The sequence below is a fragment of the Massilia sp. TSP1-1-2 genome (genome assembly GCF_049896185.1).
In the GTDB taxonomy this organism is placed as follows: Bacteria; Pseudomonadota; Gammaproteobacteria; order Burkholderiales; family Burkholderiaceae_D; genus Telluria_A.
Map to the genome: position 1 here is coordinate 1 of NZ_JAFCTU010000044.1, position 16999 is coordinate 16999.

General features: G+C 59.4%; 11 protein-coding genes. 2 read left to right on the forward strand and 9 right to left on the reverse strand.

The window, feature by feature from the left end; translation table 11 throughout:
• On the reverse strand, positions 1-2066 hold a 2066-nt coding region (locus ACP7BV_RS24430), incomplete at its 3' end, for a CHC2 zinc finger domain-containing protein (RefSeq protein WP_426107481.1).
• A 134-nt stretch (positions 2067-2200) separates the two neighbouring features.
• Between ACP7BV_RS24430 and ACP7BV_RS24435 the strand changes: the two genes are divergently transcribed.
• Positions 2201-2542 carry a helix-turn-helix domain-containing protein gene (locus ACP7BV_RS24435; protein ID WP_426107512.1) on the forward strand — a complete coding sequence of 114 codons (342 nt, stop codon included), beginning with the start codon at positions 2201-2203 and terminating at the stop codon, positions 2540-2542.
• Between the two features lie 155 nt (positions 2543-2697).
• Here ACP7BV_RS24435 and ACP7BV_RS24440 read toward each other — a convergent pair whose 3' ends face one another.
• From ACP7BV_RS24440 to ACP7BV_RS24460, 5 genes are all read right to left on the reverse strand, one after another.
• Positions 2698-3039 carry a hypothetical protein gene (locus ACP7BV_RS24440; RefSeq protein ID WP_426107482.1) on the reverse strand — a complete coding sequence of 114 codons (342 nt, stop codon included), beginning with the start codon at positions 3037-3039 and terminating at the stop codon, positions 2698-2700.
• A gap of 69 nt (positions 3040-3108) precedes the next feature.
• Positions 3109-4344: an RHS repeat-associated core domain-containing protein gene (locus ACP7BV_RS24445; RefSeq protein WP_426107513.1), complete on the reverse strand. Its 1236-nt coding sequence runs from the start codon at positions 4342-4344 to the stop codon at positions 3109-3111.
• Between the two features lie 110 nt (positions 4345-4454).
• Positions 4455-6025, reverse strand: a protein-coding gene (locus ACP7BV_RS24450; RefSeq protein ID WP_426107483.1) for an IS3 family transposase whose coding sequence is annotated in 2 segments (ribosomal slippage) — positions 4455-5569 and positions 5569-6025 — 1572 coding nt in all. Because the reading frame shifts where the segments join, the coding sequence is not laid out codon by codon here.
• A 198-nt stretch (positions 6026-6223) separates the two neighbouring features.
• The gene (locus ACP7BV_RS24455) at positions 6224-8281 is read right to left on the reverse strand and encodes a hypothetical protein (protein WP_426107484.1); all 2058 of its coding nucleotides are present in this window, start codon (positions 8279-8281) and stop codon (positions 6224-6226) included.
• Positions 8278-12213: an RHS repeat domain-containing protein gene (locus ACP7BV_RS24460; protein WP_426107485.1), complete on the reverse strand. Its 3936-nt coding sequence runs from the start codon at positions 12211-12213 to the stop codon at positions 8278-8280. The genes ACP7BV_RS24455 and ACP7BV_RS24460 overlap by 4 nt, the downstream gene beginning before the upstream one ends.
• Positions 12214-12981: 768 nt before the next feature.
• On the opposite strand from ACP7BV_RS24460, the gene ACP7BV_RS24465 reads away from it, so the two are divergent.
• On the forward strand, positions 12982-13173 hold the full coding sequence (locus ACP7BV_RS24465) for a hypothetical protein (RefSeq protein ID WP_426107486.1): 192 nt from the start codon (positions 12982-12984) through the stop codon (positions 13171-13173).
• Here the strand turns inward: ACP7BV_RS24465 and glcF are convergent, their stop codons facing one another.
• The 3 genes from glcF to ACP7BV_RS24480 are packed head-to-tail and all read right to left on the reverse strand — an operon-like array spanning position 13174 to position 16948.
• Positions 13174-14394 (reverse strand): glycolate oxidase subunit GlcF, encoded by a 1221-nt coding sequence (glcF, locus tag ACP7BV_RS24470; protein WP_426107487.1) that lies wholly within the window; start codon positions 14392-14394, stop codon positions 13174-13176.
• Between the two features lie 3 nt (positions 14395-14397).
• Positions 14398-15453 carry a glycolate oxidase subunit GlcE gene (glcE, locus tag ACP7BV_RS24475; RefSeq protein ID WP_426107488.1) on the reverse strand — a complete coding sequence of 352 codons (1056 nt, stop codon included), beginning with the start codon at positions 15451-15453 and terminating at the stop codon, positions 14398-14400.
• 1 nt (position 15454) lies between these two features.
• Positions 15455-16948, reverse strand: a complete 1494-nt coding sequence (locus ACP7BV_RS24480; RefSeq protein ID WP_426107489.1) for an FAD-linked oxidase C-terminal domain-containing protein — start codon at positions 16946-16948, stop codon at positions 15455-15457.
• Positions 16949-16999 lie beyond the last annotated feature (51 nt).

Genomic DNA, 16999 nt, shown 5'->3' on the forward strand with positions numbered 1-16999 from the left:
TCATCAATCTCGATGGCGGTGGTCGTCAGGAAGATCATCACCGGCCCCGTCACCCGGTACTCCTGCGTGATCAGGTTCCCGCTGTTGGCGTCCTTGCCGGTCGAGGCGATGGTCAGCTCGCCTTCGCTTTGCAAGAGCTTCAGCGCATAGCTGGCGCGGCTGGCGCCTTCTTCCTCGACGATGGCCAGGATCTTGTGCTGCAGGTTGGTCTCGCCCATGTAGAACAGGCTCTGCCCGGTCATGGCGCTGTACTTGATGCGCTCCTCCTGCGGCATCATCGCCAGCACCGCGTCCATCAGGCTCGACTTGCCGGCCGCCGACGAGGACTGCACCACGATCGCCAGCGGCCGGTCCAGCTTGCGGCTGACCGCCGCCAGGTAACCCACCAGTTTATTGGTCCGCTCGCCTACCAGGCCGCAGGCGTCGAAGTCGGACACGACCCGCTCCAGCAGGCCCGGCGCACGCAGCATCGCCAGGGCCGCTTCGCGCTCGGCGTCGCTCATCACCGGCACGGCGGGAGCAGTGGTAGTCGCGGCCTTGATGCGCTCGTCCTGCAACGCTTCGAGTTTGAGCAGGATGCGGCCCAGGTCATGCTTGATCACTTCATCGCGCACGCCCAGCTCCTTGGCCGCCTGCTGCAGGTAATGGCCGCGGCCCTTGGCGCTGTACAGGTCCAGCGTGTCGACGTGGAAGCGCTCGCCGACGGCCACCAGCAGATTGATTTTCAGGGTCTCCGGCGCCAGGTTTTTCGGCAGGCCGCGCACGCGGTAGCGCCGCTCCGCGAACGTGAACACGACTTCGTCGGCCTTGACGTCGGCGGCGATGGTTGACGACGCTGGCGCAGCCGCCGGCGAAGCGGCTAAGGCAGGAACAGGTGCGATCGCCAACGCCGGCGCCGGCGCGGGCGTCTCGCATTCCACCGCTTCGGGGTGCTGGCCTGGCGCCTGCGGCGCCGCGCCTTTCCCCATCCACGCCGCCTTGCGCAGCAGGATGCCCAGGCTCTTCGATGCCGGCGTAACCTTCAGCGCGTAGTCTGCCGCGTCCATCCCTTTCGGGAACTCGATGCGGCAGCAGTCGATGCCGGCGGCGATCAGCTGTTCGGCCAGAGCGCCGGCGGCCTTGTCGCCGGCTTCGTCGCGGTCGTAGGCAATCAGCACGCGCTTGACGCCGTTACGCGCAAACGCGGCCAGGTGATCGGGCGTGAAGCCGGCCACGCCGTAGCTGGCCGTCACATTGTGGAAACCGGCCTGCCAGAACGCGAGCGCGTCGATCAGCGCCTCGCACAGGATGATCTCGTCGCTGCCGCCCAGCGCCTGCGCGTTCCACACGCCCTTGTGCGGCCCGGGCAGGTACAGGTGCCGCGGTGTGTCGCCGCGCAGGTCGTCGCGCAGCTTGCGGCCGTACACCTCCGTCACGTTGCCGTCGCCGTCGATCACCGGCACCACGATGGAACCGTTGAAGTGCTCGTGGCCCGATTCGCGCAGGATGCCGATCTCGCGCAGCCGGCCCTTGAGGCCCGCAGCGTCTTGCGCGCGCTTCGCCGGCAGACGGTAGCCCAGCGTGCGGTTGGCGTAGCCGAGCCTGAAGCGCGCGATCAATTCAGGATCCGTCAAGCCGCGCTTGGCCAAGTAGGCCAGCGCCTCGGGCGATTCGAGCAAGGTCTGGTGGTAGAAGTCGACGACCTGATTCAGCAGCTCGCCTGCGCCGGCGGTGGGCTCGACCGGCGCTGCCAGCTTGCGTGTGTGCGAGCCCTTGACCGGCTCGCCAACCCCGGCGGCTAAATCGGGAGCAGCGCGCAGCAGTTCGACCGCGTGGCGGAACGAAACGCCGTTGGCCCGCATCACCCAGTCGATCGGGCCGCCGCCGGCCTGGCACGCGCCCAGGCAATGCCACAGGTTCTTGTCGGGCGTGATCACCAGCGATGGCGTCTTGTCGGCGTGGAAGGGGCAGCGGCCCAGCAGATTGTTGCCTTGGCCCTTCAGCTCGATGCCGCGCGCTTCGGCCAGCTGCTGCACCGATACCTCATTCTTTAGCCGCTCGATCTCGGCGACGGGGATACGGGGCATAAATCCCTCTTTCTCTAAAAAGCTGTCAAGACCCTTATACTGTACTTTTATTATATCGTATAATGTACTTGCCGAACACCTTTTAAGATACCAGGGGGTACAGTATGGGCACCGTCATCCTTTTGCTACCACCCATGTTCTCTTCCCGTTTGATCCAGTTCCGCAAAGCGCAGAGCTTCACCCAGCAAGGCCTGGCCGATGCCGCGCAAATTCACGTGAACCAAATCAAGCGGTATGAGGCGGGGACCGCGCAGCCGACACTGGAGGCGCTGGTGCGGCTGGCCAAGGCGCTGCACCTGAGCCTGGACGCGCTCGTGTTCGACGAAACCGAGCGCGGTCCGTCGGATGATCTGGCCCTGCAGTTCGAGGCGGTCAGCCACATGCCGGACGAAGAGCGCCGCATCATCAAGGCGCTGCTCGACGGGATGATCATCAAGTACCAGACCAAGCAGATGATGGGCAACCTGAGCAGCTAGGCCGGCGCCGCCGATCGGCGGCTAAATGAAGAAAGCCACTCGCATCCGGGGCGCCGGAGGGAGTGGCTTTTTTTGTTTTTAGAAGAAGAACTTACCGATCAGCTCGTGTCCGAATGGCGGCACTGACCCTCTGCCCTGCTTGCCGTTCACTTTCGCTAGTGATCAACCCGTCCTCTACGCTGCTTTTCAAAGGACATATTTAAAGCGACTTCCAAGTTCTCAACGCACCCGTAGGATTTGGCAATACCAAAAATCATTTCACAAAAAGCCGCTGGTGTGTGCTTCCAACTATCATCCAGCACACTCATGGCACGCGAAAGAACGCGGTGATTTATCTCGTTAAGCCCTCTCAAAGCAACGGGGCTTTCCACAGTTTCTTGTCCGGCCACGTACGTTTCGCGTGCTGAAATTGTAAGATCGAAAGCCAAGTTAATTAGAAAATCGAAAGCGTGCTCACTCTCTAAAAATTCTTGGAAATGCGTCATAACGTGATTCATCCATTCATTCCTCTACAAACACCAAAAAGTTAGGAAAAACTCTCAGCCGCTAGACGCTTAATTTAGCGGCTATTTATTCCCTGACACTGGATCTGGTGGCGGCGGTGGCCGTGGCGGTGGCGGGGGGGCAGCGGCCGTGACTGGTGCCTGCTGCGGAAGTTTCTGAATTGCTTCACTCAGCTCAACAACCATTCCAACGACAAACAACAATCCGAATGCACTGCCCCCGGTTCCACCGCGGGCGTGCGGGGTCCGAGGCAATTGGTTTACATTTACACCACGTTCTTGAAGCACCAGCACTCTAGTATTTCCATCAAAAATCTTCCCGTCGGCGGCAACCCTCAGCGGTTCCTTCGCTCCCGGCTTTAATGAAGAAACGATCTTCTCCGTGGATTCTTTTTTTAACGAGGAGTAGCTCCCACTTGAGTTTTTTAGGACACTTTCGCTATGCATGTAACTGAGAGCCGGTCTTGTCTCAGCGGCTGCTGCTGCCGCCTGCAACTTCAACATCGACTCGCGTTCACCTATCGGTGTCGGCTCACGACCATCAGGATCGACATATTTGTACGGGCTGTTGTTGGCGTACGCGTATCGATTGAAGCTGCTACCATTTTCCGCATCCGTGGTCACCGGATCAATGCTCAAAAATCTGCCCGCTACCGGATCATAGTACCGCTGCTGCATGTACACAAGGCCGGTCTCGGAATCATTGACATGGCCGGTAAAGCCGATCGTCGGCACTGCACCCGCCGCCGTATAACCATACGGCTCGTACCTCGTTCTACTGATGATCCCGCCGTTTTGATCAGTGCGCGCGACGGGACTACCCAAGCCATCCGTATGAATGTATTCAACACGCCCAGGAAGCTGTGGCCGCTGAATCGTGATCACAACGTTCGGCGTGTTCTCGCCAAACCACTGTACCATCTCGTGTACCATCCGCCACTGGAAATTGGCCAATCCAGAAGAGGCCGTTGCAGGGACCGTCGCTGTAAAGTTGAATGTGCCAACCCCGCCAGGCAGTACGGTACTTGCCAGTTCAATTCTCGCGGTTCCCCACGTAGTGTTATCCAATAGATTGGCACTACCCAAGCGATAGGGGTTCGCGCCACCGCTCGTCCACGTTGTGGTCCCGACATTTCTCATCGTCACCGAATAGCTGTACGACTGCCCCTGCGTCAAAACCGAGGGTGGTGGTACCTGCGAAACGAACTGGGCGTTGTCGACCAATGCGGGCGGCGCTTGCACCGTGATGGCAACCCCCGGCGTTGTATCGCCGAACCATTGCAAATTTTCGCGCACCATCCGCCATTGAAACGTCTTGGTTCCAAGTACCTCTGCGGGTGGGACCGTTGCCGACACGTTAAACNNNNTCAACGGTAATTTGCAAGCTAGTTGTCGCCTAAAAGCGGTTTCTACGCTGCTTTTTTGAGTTCTGGATTTTTCTCCTTTTTGGTGAGGGTCTCCGTGGCACTTTTTTCCGGATTGAGGTGCACGGTTGTAACTGGCGCCCAGCTTCGCGTGTCGCCGCTCCAGCGCTCCGGACGCTCGGCCTTGGCGGCCTCATAGACCTCTGCGCGCTTGCGCAGCAGCTCGCCGTCCAGGCCCGCGTGACGCTGTGCCGGCGTGACGAATTGGATGGCACTGTGACGGTGCTCCTCGTTGTACCAACGTACGAACGTGCCGACCCACTGCCTCGCGGCCATGAGGCTTTCAAATGAACCCTTCGGGTAGGCTGGGCGGTACTTGAGCGTTTTGAAGAGGCTTTCGCTGAAGGGGTTGTCATTGCTGCACGCGGGCCGGCTGAACGATGGGACCACGCCGAGCTTTTGCAGCGTTGCGAGCATCGTGGCGCCCTTCATCGGACTGCCGTTGTCGGAGTGCAGCACCACCTGCTTTGGCGCGATGTTTTCGCGCATACAAATATCGCGCATCACCTCGCTGGCCAGCTCGCTGCTTTCCGATTCGTAGACCTGCCAGCCGACGATCTTGCGGCTGTAGATATCCATGAACAGGTACAGATAGAAGTAGATCCCCATGACCGGCGTCGGCAGATAGGTGATGTCCCAACTAAACAGCTGGCCCGGTGCCGTTGCCACCAGCGCACGCGGCTTGTGGCGCGGTTTGGCCGGCTTTTCGGCCCCACGGTGCTTGAGCTGGTTTGCCGCTTTCAGCAAGCGATAGAAGGTCGACTCCGAGGCGACGTACTCGCCCTGGTCGACCAGCCGTGGCACGATCTGGCTTGGAGGGAGGTGGCCGAATTCGGGTGAATTGGCGATCTCGAGCACGCGCTCGCGTTCCAAATCGCTCAGGCGGTTCTTGGGGGTCTGCACCCGAGCCGGTCGTCGGTCACAAGCGCCTTCAGCCTTGTCGTTCTGCCAGCGCTGCAAGGTACGCTCGCTCAGCATAATCACTTCGCAAGCCCGCCACTGGCGCGCGCCGGCAACGACCGCCTCGGCCACCAAAGCCATCACTTGGTCGCGCTGCGGGAGGTCGGTCATCATTCCTCGTCCTCCCACAGCGCGCGGAACTTTTTTTGCAGGATCAGCAACGCGGCCGCCTCCGCCAACGCGCCATTCTTGCGCACAATCTCGCGCTCGAGCTTTGCAACCTTGTCCTTCAAAGTGCGCATTTCGCGCACTCCCGTTGCCGGCTCTTTTACCTCCACGCAGAAAGCAGCTTCCCAGCTGGTCAGGTGATGGGGGAATATGCCGTGCTCGCGGCACCACGCCTGCAAAGCCTCGTCGGACAAGCCATGGGTTGCCCGCAATGCTGCAAACTGCTCCGCGGCAGTCCAGTCCTGAGGGCGCTTCTCGCGCGCCGCCGGCGCGTCCTTATTGGTCACAACTTTATTCTTCATCCAATATTTTAACGTGTGGTGATTCACATTCAGGTCTTCCGCGACCGACTTGACCGACCGGTGGCCTCGTGAATACACTTTGACCAGGGCTTGCTCGATAAATGCTTCGGGATATTTTGATGACATTGGTGCCTCTATAGATTGAAAATTAGAGGCGATAACTAGTTCCGTCGCCGACCCGTGGGCCAAGCATAGGAGTTCGTCCTGCTAGAACAAAAATCAAAAACCTGACCTCTTGAGGGAACGGGTTCCGCTGCGCTCCACCCGTAACACCCGTCCCCCGCTCCCGGAAACGATGTTAGAAATAAAGCACAAGAACGAACCCTAAATTCCACCACAACAACCAAGATCAGGACATAATTTGTTCAAAAAACACACCCGACAAGTAGTCTGACACAGGGGGGGAATGAGGACCGAGGGCGGCGGCACCTGCGAAACGAACTGAGCGTTGTCCACCAATGCAGGCGCTTGTACCGTAATGGCTACGCCCGGCGTTGTATCGCCGAACCATTGCACATTTTCGCGCACCATCCGCCATTGAAATGTCTTGCTTCCAAGTGCCTCTGCGGGCGGGACCGTTGCCGACACGTTAAACGTGCCTACTGCGCCAGGCGGCACCGGGCCAGCCAGTTCAATCACCGCGCTACCCCATGCCAATCCATTTACGGCTGCAAGGCGGTGTGGTGTAGTTCCACCACTGATCCACGTCGTGGTCCCAATGTTCTTCATCGTTATCGAATAACTATACGACTGTCCAGGAATGAGGACCGAGGGCGGCGGCACCTGCGAGACGAACTGAGCGTTGTCCACCAATGCAGGCGCTTGTACCGTAATGGCTACGCCCGGCGTTGTATCGCCGAACCATTGCACATTTTCGCGCACCATCCGCCATTGAAACGTCTTGGTTCCAAGTACCTCTGCGGGTGGGACCGTTGCCGACACGTTAAACGTGCCTACTGCGCCAGGCGCCACCGGGCCAGCCAGTTCAATCACCGCGCTGCCCCATGCTAATCCATTTACGGCTGCAAGGCGGTGTGGTGTAGTTCCACCACTGGTCCACGTGGTGGTCCCAATGTTTTTCATCGTTATCGAATAGCTGTACGACTGTCCAGGAATGAGGACCGATGGCGGCGGCACCTGCGAAACGAACTGAGCGTTATCCACCAATGCAGGCGCTTGTACCGTAACGGCTAAGCCCGGCGTCGTATCGCCGAACCATTGCACATTTTCGTGCACCATTCGCCATTGAAACGTCTTGGTTCCAAGTGCCTCTGTGGGCGGGACCGTTGCCGACACGTTAAACGTGCCTACTGCGCCTGGCTGCACCGGGCCGGCCAGTTCTATCCGCGCGCCACCCCACGCAAACTCATTTACCGTTGCCAACCGATACGGCGCATTTCCACCACTGGTCCACGTGGTGGTCCCGGTGTTCTTCATCGTGATCGAATAACTGTACGACTGTCCAGGTATGAGGACAGAGGGCGGCGCGACCTGCGACACGAATTGCGCGTTGTCTACCAATTCCGGGGGCGGTGCTTGTACTGTGATTGCTACGTTCGGGGTTGCCTCGCCAAACCATTGCACACCTTCGCGCAACATTTTCCACTGAAATGGATTTGGCCCGAGGGGCGCGGTAACCGGGACCGTCACGGTCAAATTAAAAGTGCCTAAAGCGCCCGGAGGCACGGACGACGCAAGTTCGATTCGGCCCACGCCCCATATATATTCGTATGAATTCCCCAATCTATATGGGTTCGTCCCGGCGCTAGACCACGTCGTGGTCCCGGTGTTCTTCATCGTGACCGAATAGGTATAGGTCTGGCCCCGGATCAGAACTGCCGGCGGTGGAACCTGGGAGATGAACTGCGCGTTGTCCACTGGAACAGGGGGGGGCAACGGTGCAGCCTGCGTGGTCAACGTCGCCTTGACGGAAACAACTCCCTCCGAGTTGTCTGCAACCCACGTGCAGTCCGATGGATATCCAACCCATGCCGCGCTCGCCGTCCCATTTATGGTGCCGGACAATCCGAGGGTCTGACTGTCGGCATAGCCGGTGCCAGATGCGGTGCAATAGAAATCCACCGCCTCTGCATTCCTGCTTACCCATGTGACCGAGTAAGGCTGACCGGCGACCAGCGTAGTCGATGGTGAATACGTGACTTGCAGCGATGGAATTGTTGGTAAGCCGATCGTCGGCTTTGGCGGTACAACAGCCTTCTTCGGCACCCCTGCCTTGATTGCCTGCCCGTGCGCAGAATTTAATCCGACGCCGATCATCAACATGGCAAGCGGCAGGGCACGCCTGACGGAGAAAGTGGCAAATTTGGAAGCAAGCGTCGACATGAACGTGGCCAGTTTGAAGTTGACGGGCGCGGTAATCATGGCTTTACCTCCGCGATCTGATGGCTGTGCAAATAAATGTATTTGGTGCCTGCGCCGCCGGTAGGTGCCGTGTACAACAACTGGCCCGATTGGCTGTACACCGATACCTGGTTGACCCCGTTAGTGCCGACCACGCTCATCCTTCGACCCAGACCGTCATAAAGATAAGTCGCCCGCCCGGCCGCACTTTTCATCCTGTTGCCCAAGTCGAAAGTGAAAGCCTGCGCGCCGCGCTGATTAATGTTCCCTTGGCTGTCGTAGCCAAAGTTGAACGCAAACCCTGCCGTGCCGATAACGCCAGTCAAACGATTCGCTGCATCGAATTGATGCACCATCGTACGGGCAATGCCGGGGCCGCCGGTCAGGTTACTTTTCGTCAGGTTATCGAGTGCATCATAGTCATACAAGGCGTCGCCCCAGACGGCCGGCGCGTTGACCCGCTTCAGTCGGTCCAGACCGTCGTATGTCATCGTACGATTGGTGACGCCCTGCTGTGCGTCGAGGATCGACTGCACGTTGCCGTTCGAGTCAAATGCATAGACATCATTCAGTACGCCTGCATCGCTGGATCGTTCAGGCAGGCCGCGCATGTTCTGGGTAAGGCTGTGCACAATTCCATTGCCGTAGGTAAAACCCTTGATGGCGCCATTAGGGTAGTACGTCACGCCGGTGGCATAAGCACCGACCTTGGTTGGCTCGCCAAGTGCGTTAGGGCTGTAAGCGACAGCGGAATTGTCGGGATACTTCAGCTGTGTGAGTGAAGCGTTGGCATCGTAGGAACGCGTGTGCGTATAGGTGTTGGTAGCGTACGCTAACGTTTCAGTTTCGCTCAACCGGAGATTGTTGTAGGTGTACGTCCAGTTGGCCCCGCCCGAATTGTTTGTCTTGATGAGGCCATCCGGCCAATAGCTACGGGTAATCTCAGGACTCATGTCGCCGTAGCTAGTCTTCAACAGTCGGTTCAACGCGTCGTAACCATATGAGATTCTCTTCATAGGGGGAACAAACTCCCGTTCACAACTTACGGAAGGTAGTGCAAGACCGGTGGCGCGCCACGCGACATTATTAGCAAGATCGTAGTCTTGTATGGTGGAGCCTGTTTCGGGCTCCATAGTTTTGCACAAACGATGCTTCGCGTCGTAGATGTAGCGCCGCGTCACAGACTTTCCACCGCCGCTACGCGTGACGGCCTGTGGCTTACCAAAGACGTCCCGCGTTATCTCGACGGTCACGCCCTCAGGCGCCGAAATACTCGCCACTGCGCCTTCGCTTGGCACGTCAAAGGTCTGGAAAGTCGATGCCGTCGAAAGATTTCGGTTATTTGATGATGTGGTCGTAAAGTTGGCGCCATAGGTATTTGTCGAACTCAGGGCACCCAGTTCACTATCGGTTCGCACAGCCAACGTACGTCCCAGCGCGTCGTATTCGGTGCGAATGCCACCACCGAGCGCAGAAAAATTTCGGACAGGGAAAGCGTTGAAAACGGGATTGCCATTGATGTCAAAAACAGTCTTTGAAAAACGCGACGTTGCAGCTTCATCATTGCGATCATATTTATAGCTTTGTACCCTGCGCATCAATGCGTCGAACAAAACGACCTCCACGCCGTTACCGGTTGAAACGGTCTGCCGCCAGTGGCCTGCGGCCAAATCGTTTTCTGCACTTTGAACCAGGGCGTACGCGATCAGCGTTTTATTCCACGTAACGGCTCCACCCGTCGCCGGCGCGATTTCCGTCAGCCGGTTCATCACGTCGTATTGGTAGCCGGTCATGAGCAGGTTCTGGTCCGTACCCGAACGGATATTGCCCAATGAATCGACGACTCGGCTGATGTTGGTTCCGTCGGCAAAAGTGATGAGCTGTGGAATGCCCCGAACGTAGCTACCAAACGATGTCAGCTGGTTTTTCTCGTCCTTGCTACTAAGGATCGTCCCGTCTGTCTTATAGGCAAAAGTTTGCTGAAGTTTTCCAAACTTGGAAGTAGTTTCGAGATTGCTGGTTGTCGGGTTGTACGTGTTGTAGACCATGTCAACCCCAGTGCCGTATTCCGAAACCTTTTCAACCAGTCCTAACAGCCACTTGTTGTGATTATCAGAAAAGGTGGTGATCTCGCGGCGCGTCGCCCCGGGCGTGCTTTTCCGGGTAACGTCCTTCGCGCGGGCAAAATAATCGAACTCATTAACTTCATAGATGAAATCGACGCCTTGTTGGCGAATGACGCGGCGCTTCAAGGGTGCCGGTCGGCCCAACTGGTCGGCGTCGCCGATTGACGTAGTCTGATATCCCAATATGGTAGGGTAAGGATTGTTGCCGGGCGGCTGGTATGTCAAGTAAGTGCTACGCAACAACGTGTCGCCGTCATAGACATCTGTCTGCTGTAACTGGCCCTCCGTCTCGTCAATTCTGTTGCCGAAGTAATGAACCGTTTTGTCGCCTGAAGGATCGGTAACCGTCACAACCTTGTTGGATGCACACGGGCTGTTGCACGGCGCCCAGCTTGCGTTCGCCGGCCCATAGTCGTAGCTCCACGCGCTCGGTTCGAGTCCGGGCCCGGTGATCTCTTTCTTGGTCAAGGACATCGTGGTGAAATAGCGCGGGCGCATGTTCACCTCGACTACGGTAGCCCCGCTTGGGCTGGAAAGGCGGCAGTCGCGAACAACATTGGAACGTCCATGCAGCGTGGGGGTTAAGGTGAATATTCCTGTGGCGCCCGACGGATGGGTCATGGTGCCGATCAAGCCACCACCTCCGCCACTCGTCTCGTCGCATCCAGGCGGAGCGGAAAAATGGACTTGGTGGAATAAGGATCTGGCCTCGTACAGATTTAACACCGACGCATCCGGCAGCGTCACCTTTTCCAATTCGATTTCGCTGGCGAAAGTGCCCGTTTTGATGTAGTTGTAGGTCCAGGTCCGTGTGCCGCTAGACGTCACTTCGCTTACGGTCTGGATTTGGCGCGACGGCCCGGTAGCACCCGGAACGTAGGTCAACGTGAGCGATCGTCCATCGCTCGCGGTAATGCTCATTAGATTTTCCGGCACAACAGTATCGTAGACATAGTCGACGTAGTTGCCGAACCGGTCGGTGATCCTGGTGGGCAGAATCCAGACGTCGTTGCGGGCAAGTACTCCCACGACGTTTTGATCAACTGTGGGGACATGGATTTGCTCGGTTTCAGCGGCATCGCTTGCACCGATAATTTGAAGCGATGCCGCTACGCTGGGAGAATCCAAGCTTTTGATCAGATTGGGAACCTGGTACTCGACCATCCAGTCAAACTGGTATTTCGTGCCGTCTGGTGAAATCGCCAGGAACCCCTCCCCTGTTCGCTTCTTGATTGTTGAAGCGTTCTTCAGTGAAGGAAGGCAGGAAAAGGACCAAAAGTCGCGGGTAACGACGGGATAAAGGGTCGGCGCGGCCGGCCAACTTGGCGAGCGGTTGTTGGCGCCGTCCCTGAGCAGCATCTGCTGCTCACCGGAGCCAGGAACATAGAGAAAATTGCCGGCCCAAAACTCATCGCCGTCCCAAAAGGACGCATTACTCGTGCCCGACGTGCCTTCCGGGCTTCCGAACGTGGTGCAACGATTGCTCGCCGCACCCTCGCTTGTCCAGCCTTTCCGCGCCGAAAAAACACCATGCACGTGCGGAATATCCAGGTCCCACTGGCCAAAGGGGCGGTCTGTCGCCGCTGGTGCACTGGACCCGGTGCCGACGCGGCGCCCCACAGCAACCGGCAAGGCATTATTACCCTTCAAACTCACATCAACTTGGCGAAACTCCACCGAACCCGTATAGAGATTGACCGTTTCGCCAAAAAGATCGGCGCCGATCCTGGCGATCGCATCCGGCGCCTGAATCTGCTTGATCTGTTCACTGTACGGTACCTCGGCGGCGGCTGTAAAACACGCAAGCATCAACGTGAGGAAGAGCATTCTGGACGGCAATGTTGCGCTTGGCGTAACGTATTTGGAATTGCCGCAAAAAGGCTGACTGCAAGTTGGCATGGGAGCTTTCATAGGAAACAGTGACATAAAACTACGAGTTGCCAGAATACTACCTAGAATGATCGCTGCATGCCATCAAAAACTTATATTTTTATTAATTGTCAGCGGACGCCTTCTCAGCCTCAAAAATATGTTAGCAATTTCACTATTTTTTTCAACACTAACCAAAACCACGCGCCGTGTCGCTACTTGTAAGCTATTTCAGTGACGCCTGCCTGGGGAGATGCGACGGGTGGTGAACGGCCTGTCCAGACTGCCTTCCAATAGCACCCTCAACACTGCTGCGCGTGCTCACAAAAGGTGAAGTGGCCGGGCGCACTTGGGCAAAGACGCGCCTCGCTGATCATTCCGAAGCTGGGGTTTTGAAGAAAAGGGGTCACGCGGTTTAAGGGATAGCGGCCGCAGCTGCAGTGCGCACTGATCACCAATTCTTGATCTTCTTTTCCCCGGCTACCGCGCTCATCAAGCCACGCCAAATGTCGGGACAAGGCCCGCGCGTGTATATTTCCGCCGCGAAAGAAATATTATTATTTACAACTCAGGGCAATCATCATTCGCAAATCAAATAACGCTCATGCGCCTTAACACTTAAGATATTTATCACATGAATGGGTCGTATCAGAACTTGAAATTGGCGTTATATGTGCCCGATGTTCATAATGTGTACATACCAAAACACATCAAGGAACGATTCAAATGAACATCAACAAAAACATGGAAGCAGTCTTCGTCGCAGCCCTCATCCTGGCTGGCTTCACCACTTTCGCCACTGCCAACGTCGTTGTTACCGCTCCTGTCGCCAAAGCTGCCATCGAAGCAAAAATGGTCACGGTTGTCGTCAGCACCAAGCGCCTCACCGCAGAAGAAAAAGCACGCCTCGGTTCATAATCAGGCCAGTGCCTGGTCGACCAGTTCGATCCAGTGCGTCACGGGTATATCCGTACCCGATTGCAGGTGACTGAGGCAGCCCACGTTCGCCGACACGATCACCTCCGCGCCGGTAGCAAGTAAATTCGCCAGCTTCCTGTCCCTCAGTTCAGTGGCCAGTGCCGGCTGCAGCACCGAATACGTGCCCGCCGAACCGCAACACAAATGACTGTCGGCGCATAGCGTCACCTCGACGCCGGCAGCGCGCAACACCCCTTCTACCTTGCCCCGAATCTGCTGCCCATGCTGCAAGGTGCACGGCGGATGCCACGCCACCTTCTTCCCTCCACGCCCTTTTATTCTGGCCCCAAGTTCAGTCTCGAATTGCGGCATGATCTCGGACAGGTCGCGCGTCATCTCTGCAATGCGGCGCGCCTTGGCCGCATACTGCGCGTCGTGCGCCAGCAAGTGTCCATACTCCTTGACCGTAACGCCACAGCCTGACGCGGTCATCACGATCGCCTCCACCTGATCAACCAGCGGCCACCACGCGTCGATATTGCGGCGCATGTCGTCAAGCGCAGCTTCCTGGTCGTTCAGGTGATAGCGCAGCGCGCCGCAGCAGCCGGCCTTGGGCGCGGTGATCAGCTGCACGCCAAAGGCGTCCAGCACGCGCGCGGTCGCCGCGTTGATATTGGGCGCCATCGCAGGCTGCACGCAGCCATCCAACACCAGCATCTTGCGCGCATGCGCGCGCAGCGGCCAGCGGCCCGCCGGTGCGCTTTTGCGCAGCTTGTCCTGCAGCGCTGGCGACAAAAGCGGTCGCACCAGCTGCCCCGCCTTGTACAGCGGCTTGAAGATCCATGGGCGCGGCAGTGCTTCCTTGAGCAGCGTGCGCGTGACGCGTTCGCCCAGCGTGCGCGGCACGCGCTCTTCGATCACCTTGCGGCCAATGTCGGCCAGGCGCCCATACTTGACGCCTGACGGGCACGTGCTCTCGCAGCTGCGGCAGGTCAGGCAACGGTCCAGGTGCAGCTGCGTTTTCTTGGTGACGGGCGCGCCTTCGAGCACCTGCTTGATCAGGTAAATGCGCCCGCGCGGACCGTCCAGCTCATCGCCCAGTATCTGGTAGGTGGGACAGGTGGCCGTACAAAAACCGCAGTGCACGCAGGCGCGCAGGATCGCTTCGGCTTCGTCGCCTTCGCGGGTGCCCTTGATGAAATCGGCGAGATTGGTTTGCATGGGTCAGTACATCCGTCCGGGATTAAAAACGTGCGCGGGATCGAACGACGCTTTGAGCCGTTCGTGGATCTTGGCGATGGCAGGCGCCAGCGGCTGGAACACGCCCACGCTCTTGTCGCCGCCACGAAACAGCGTGGCATGCCCGCCGGCCGCACTGACGGCGCGCCGGATGTTGTGCGCCGTCGCGGCGTCGGACGCGCTTTTCAGCCAGCGCTGCGCCCCGCCCCACTCGATCAGCTGTTCGCCGCGCAAGAGGATGGCGCTCGCCGCTGACGGGACCGACAAACGCCACAGGCTGTCCGCCCCGCTGAAAAATCCATGCTGCTGCTCGCGCAGTGCGCGCCAGAGCGCCGCGCCGTCATGCACGCTTGCCCCGCCCAGCGACCGCTCGGCCGCCTCCACCGCCGCCTGCGCGCCGGACAGGCGCAGCGTCAGCACGCCGTCGCTCCAGCAACTGGCCGAAATCGGCAGCGGCTGCCCGCCCCATTCGTTCAGGCGCTTGAGCGCATCGATCTCGCTCATCTCAAACCGCAGCGTCGATTCACGCAACGGGCGCGGCAGTACCTTGACCGACATCTGCAGCATCAGCCCCAGCGTACCGAGCGAGCCCGCCAGCAGGCGCGAGACATCGTACCCAGCCACGTTCTTCATGACCTGCCCGCCGAAGGTCAGCACCTGTCCCTGGCCGTCCATCAGCACTGCGCCGAGCAAAAAGTCGCGCACGGCGCCGCTGCTGGCCCGGCGCGGGCCCGACAGGCCGCTGGCAACGGCGCCGCCGAACGTGGCGCCGTCGCCAAAGTACGGCGGCTCGAAGGCGAGCATCTGGCCGCGTTCGGCCAGCGCGGCCTCGACTTCGGCCAGCGGCGTGCCGCAGCGCGCCGTGATCACCAGTTCAGTAGGTTCGTAGTCGACGATGCCGGCGTGTCCGCGCGTGTCGAGGATGTCGCCTTCGAACGCCTGCCCGTACCAGTCCTTGGTGCCGCCGCCACGGATGCGCAGGGTGCGCCGCGCGCCGGCGGCGCCCAGTACCTGTTCACGGAAGTTGTCGAGTGCAGTCATGTCAGAATCGCGGCAGGTGGGCAAAGGGGAGCACGCCGCCGGACACGCGCATCTTGCCAAATTCGGCGCAGCGGTTCAGCGTGGGAATCGCCTTGTCAGGGTTGAGCAGGAAGGCCGCATCGAAGGCGCGCTTGACGGCAAAAAACATGTCCAGCTCGGCGCGCGAAAACTGCACGCACATGGAATTGATCTTTTCGATGCCCACCCCGTGCTCGCCGGTGATGGTGCCGCCCACTTCGACGCACAGCGCCAAAATCTCGGCGCCAAAGGCTTCGGCCCGTTCAAATTCGCCCGGCACATTCGCGTCAAACAAAATCAGCGGGTGCAGGTTGCCGTCGCCGGCGTGGAACACGTTGGCGCAGCGCAGGCCGTGCGCCGCCTCCATGCGCTCGATGCCGGTCAACACCTGCGCCAGTTTCTTACGCGGGATGGTGCCGTCCATGCAGTAGTAGTCGGGCGAGATGCGCCCCGCCGCCGGGAAGGCATTCTTGCGGCCGGACCAGAAGCGCAGGCGTTCGGCCTCGGTGGTGGAGATGGCAATGGCACTGGCGCCGGCCAGCGCCAGCACGGCCGACATGCGTTCGATTTCTTCATCGACTTCCAGCTCGGTGCCGTCCGCTTCGCACAGCAAGATGGCGGCGGCGTCCGTGTCGTAGCCGGCCTTGACGAAAGGTTCGACCATGCGCGACGAGGTGCGGTCCATCATTTCCAGCCCGGCCGGAATAATGCCCGCCGCGATGACGCTGGCCACCGCATTGCCGCCGGTGACCACGCTGTCGAACGAGGCCATGATCACGCGCGCCGCGCGCGGCTTGGGGATCAGCTTGACGGTCACTTCGGTGACGATGCCGAGCATGCCCTCCGAGCCGATGAACACGGCCAGCAGGTCCAGTCCCGGCGCGTCCAGCGCTTCGCCGCCAAGTTCGATGATCTCGCCGTCAATGGTCGCCACGCGCACGCGCATGACGTTGTGGATCGTCAGCCCGTATTTGAGGCAGTGCACGCCGCCCGAGTTTTCAGCCACGTTGCCGCCGATGGTGCAGGCGATCTGCGACGACGGATCGGGCGCGTAGTAAAGACCGTAGGGCGCGGCGGCGTCCGAGATGGCCAGGTTGCGCACGCCCGGCTGCACCACCGCCAGGCGCGCGTACGGCTCCATGCGCACGATGCGGTTCAGGCGCGCGGTGGAAATGACGACGCCGTCGGCGAGCGGCATGGCCCCGCCCGACAAGCCGGTGCCGGCGCCGCGCGGCACGATGGGCACGTTCATGGCGCGGCAGGTGTTGAGGATCGCCAGCACCTGCGCCTCGTCTTGCGGCAGCGTGACGATCATCGGCAACTGGCGATACGCAGCTAAGCCGTCGCATTCGTAGGGACGGGTATCTTCGGCGTCCGACAGCACGCAGCCTTCGGGCAGCAGCGCGCGCAGCGCTGCGGCCACTTGCTGCTGGCGCGCGTTATCGATAGGGACGGCGATGGGGAGGGAGGCTGGCATGCTGCGATTGTAAGCACTATCGGTCGTTTTGTCGTATGCTCGCCCTATTCT

Coding starts and splice junctions, on each gene's coding strand:
- ACP7BV_RS24435 (WP_426107512.1), top strand. CDS start 2,201: ATGTTCTCTTCCCGTTTGATCCAGTTCCGCAAAGCGCAGAGCTTCACC.
- ACP7BV_RS24440 (WP_426107482.1), bottom strand. CDS start 3,039: ATGAATCACGTTATGACGCATTTCCAAGAATTTTTAGAGAGTGAGCAC.
- ACP7BV_RS24445 (WP_426107513.1), bottom strand. CDS start 4,344: ATGGTGCGCGAAAATTTGCAATGGTTCGGCGATACAACGCCGGGGGTT.
- ACP7BV_RS24455 (WP_426107484.1), bottom strand. CDS start 8,281: ATGATTACCGCGCCCGTCAACTTCAAACTGGCCACGTTCATGTCGACG.
- ACP7BV_RS24460 (WP_426107485.1), bottom strand. CDS start 12,213: ATGCTCTTCCTCACGTTGATGCTTGCGTGTTTTACAGCCGCCGCCGAG.
- ACP7BV_RS24465 (WP_426107486.1), top strand. CDS start 12,982: ATGAACATCAACAAAAACATGGAAGCAGTCTTCGTCGCAGCCCTCATC.
- glcF (WP_426107487.1), bottom strand. CDS start 14,394: ATGCAAACCAATCTCGCCGATTTCATCAAGGGCACCCGCGAAGGCGAC.
- glcE (WP_426107488.1), bottom strand. CDS start 15,453: ATGACTGCACTCGACAACTTCCGTGAACAGGTACTGGGCGCCGCCGGC.
- ACP7BV_RS24480 (WP_426107489.1), bottom strand. CDS start 16,948: ATGCCAGCCTCCCTCCCCATCGCCGTCCCTATCGATAACGCGCGCCAG.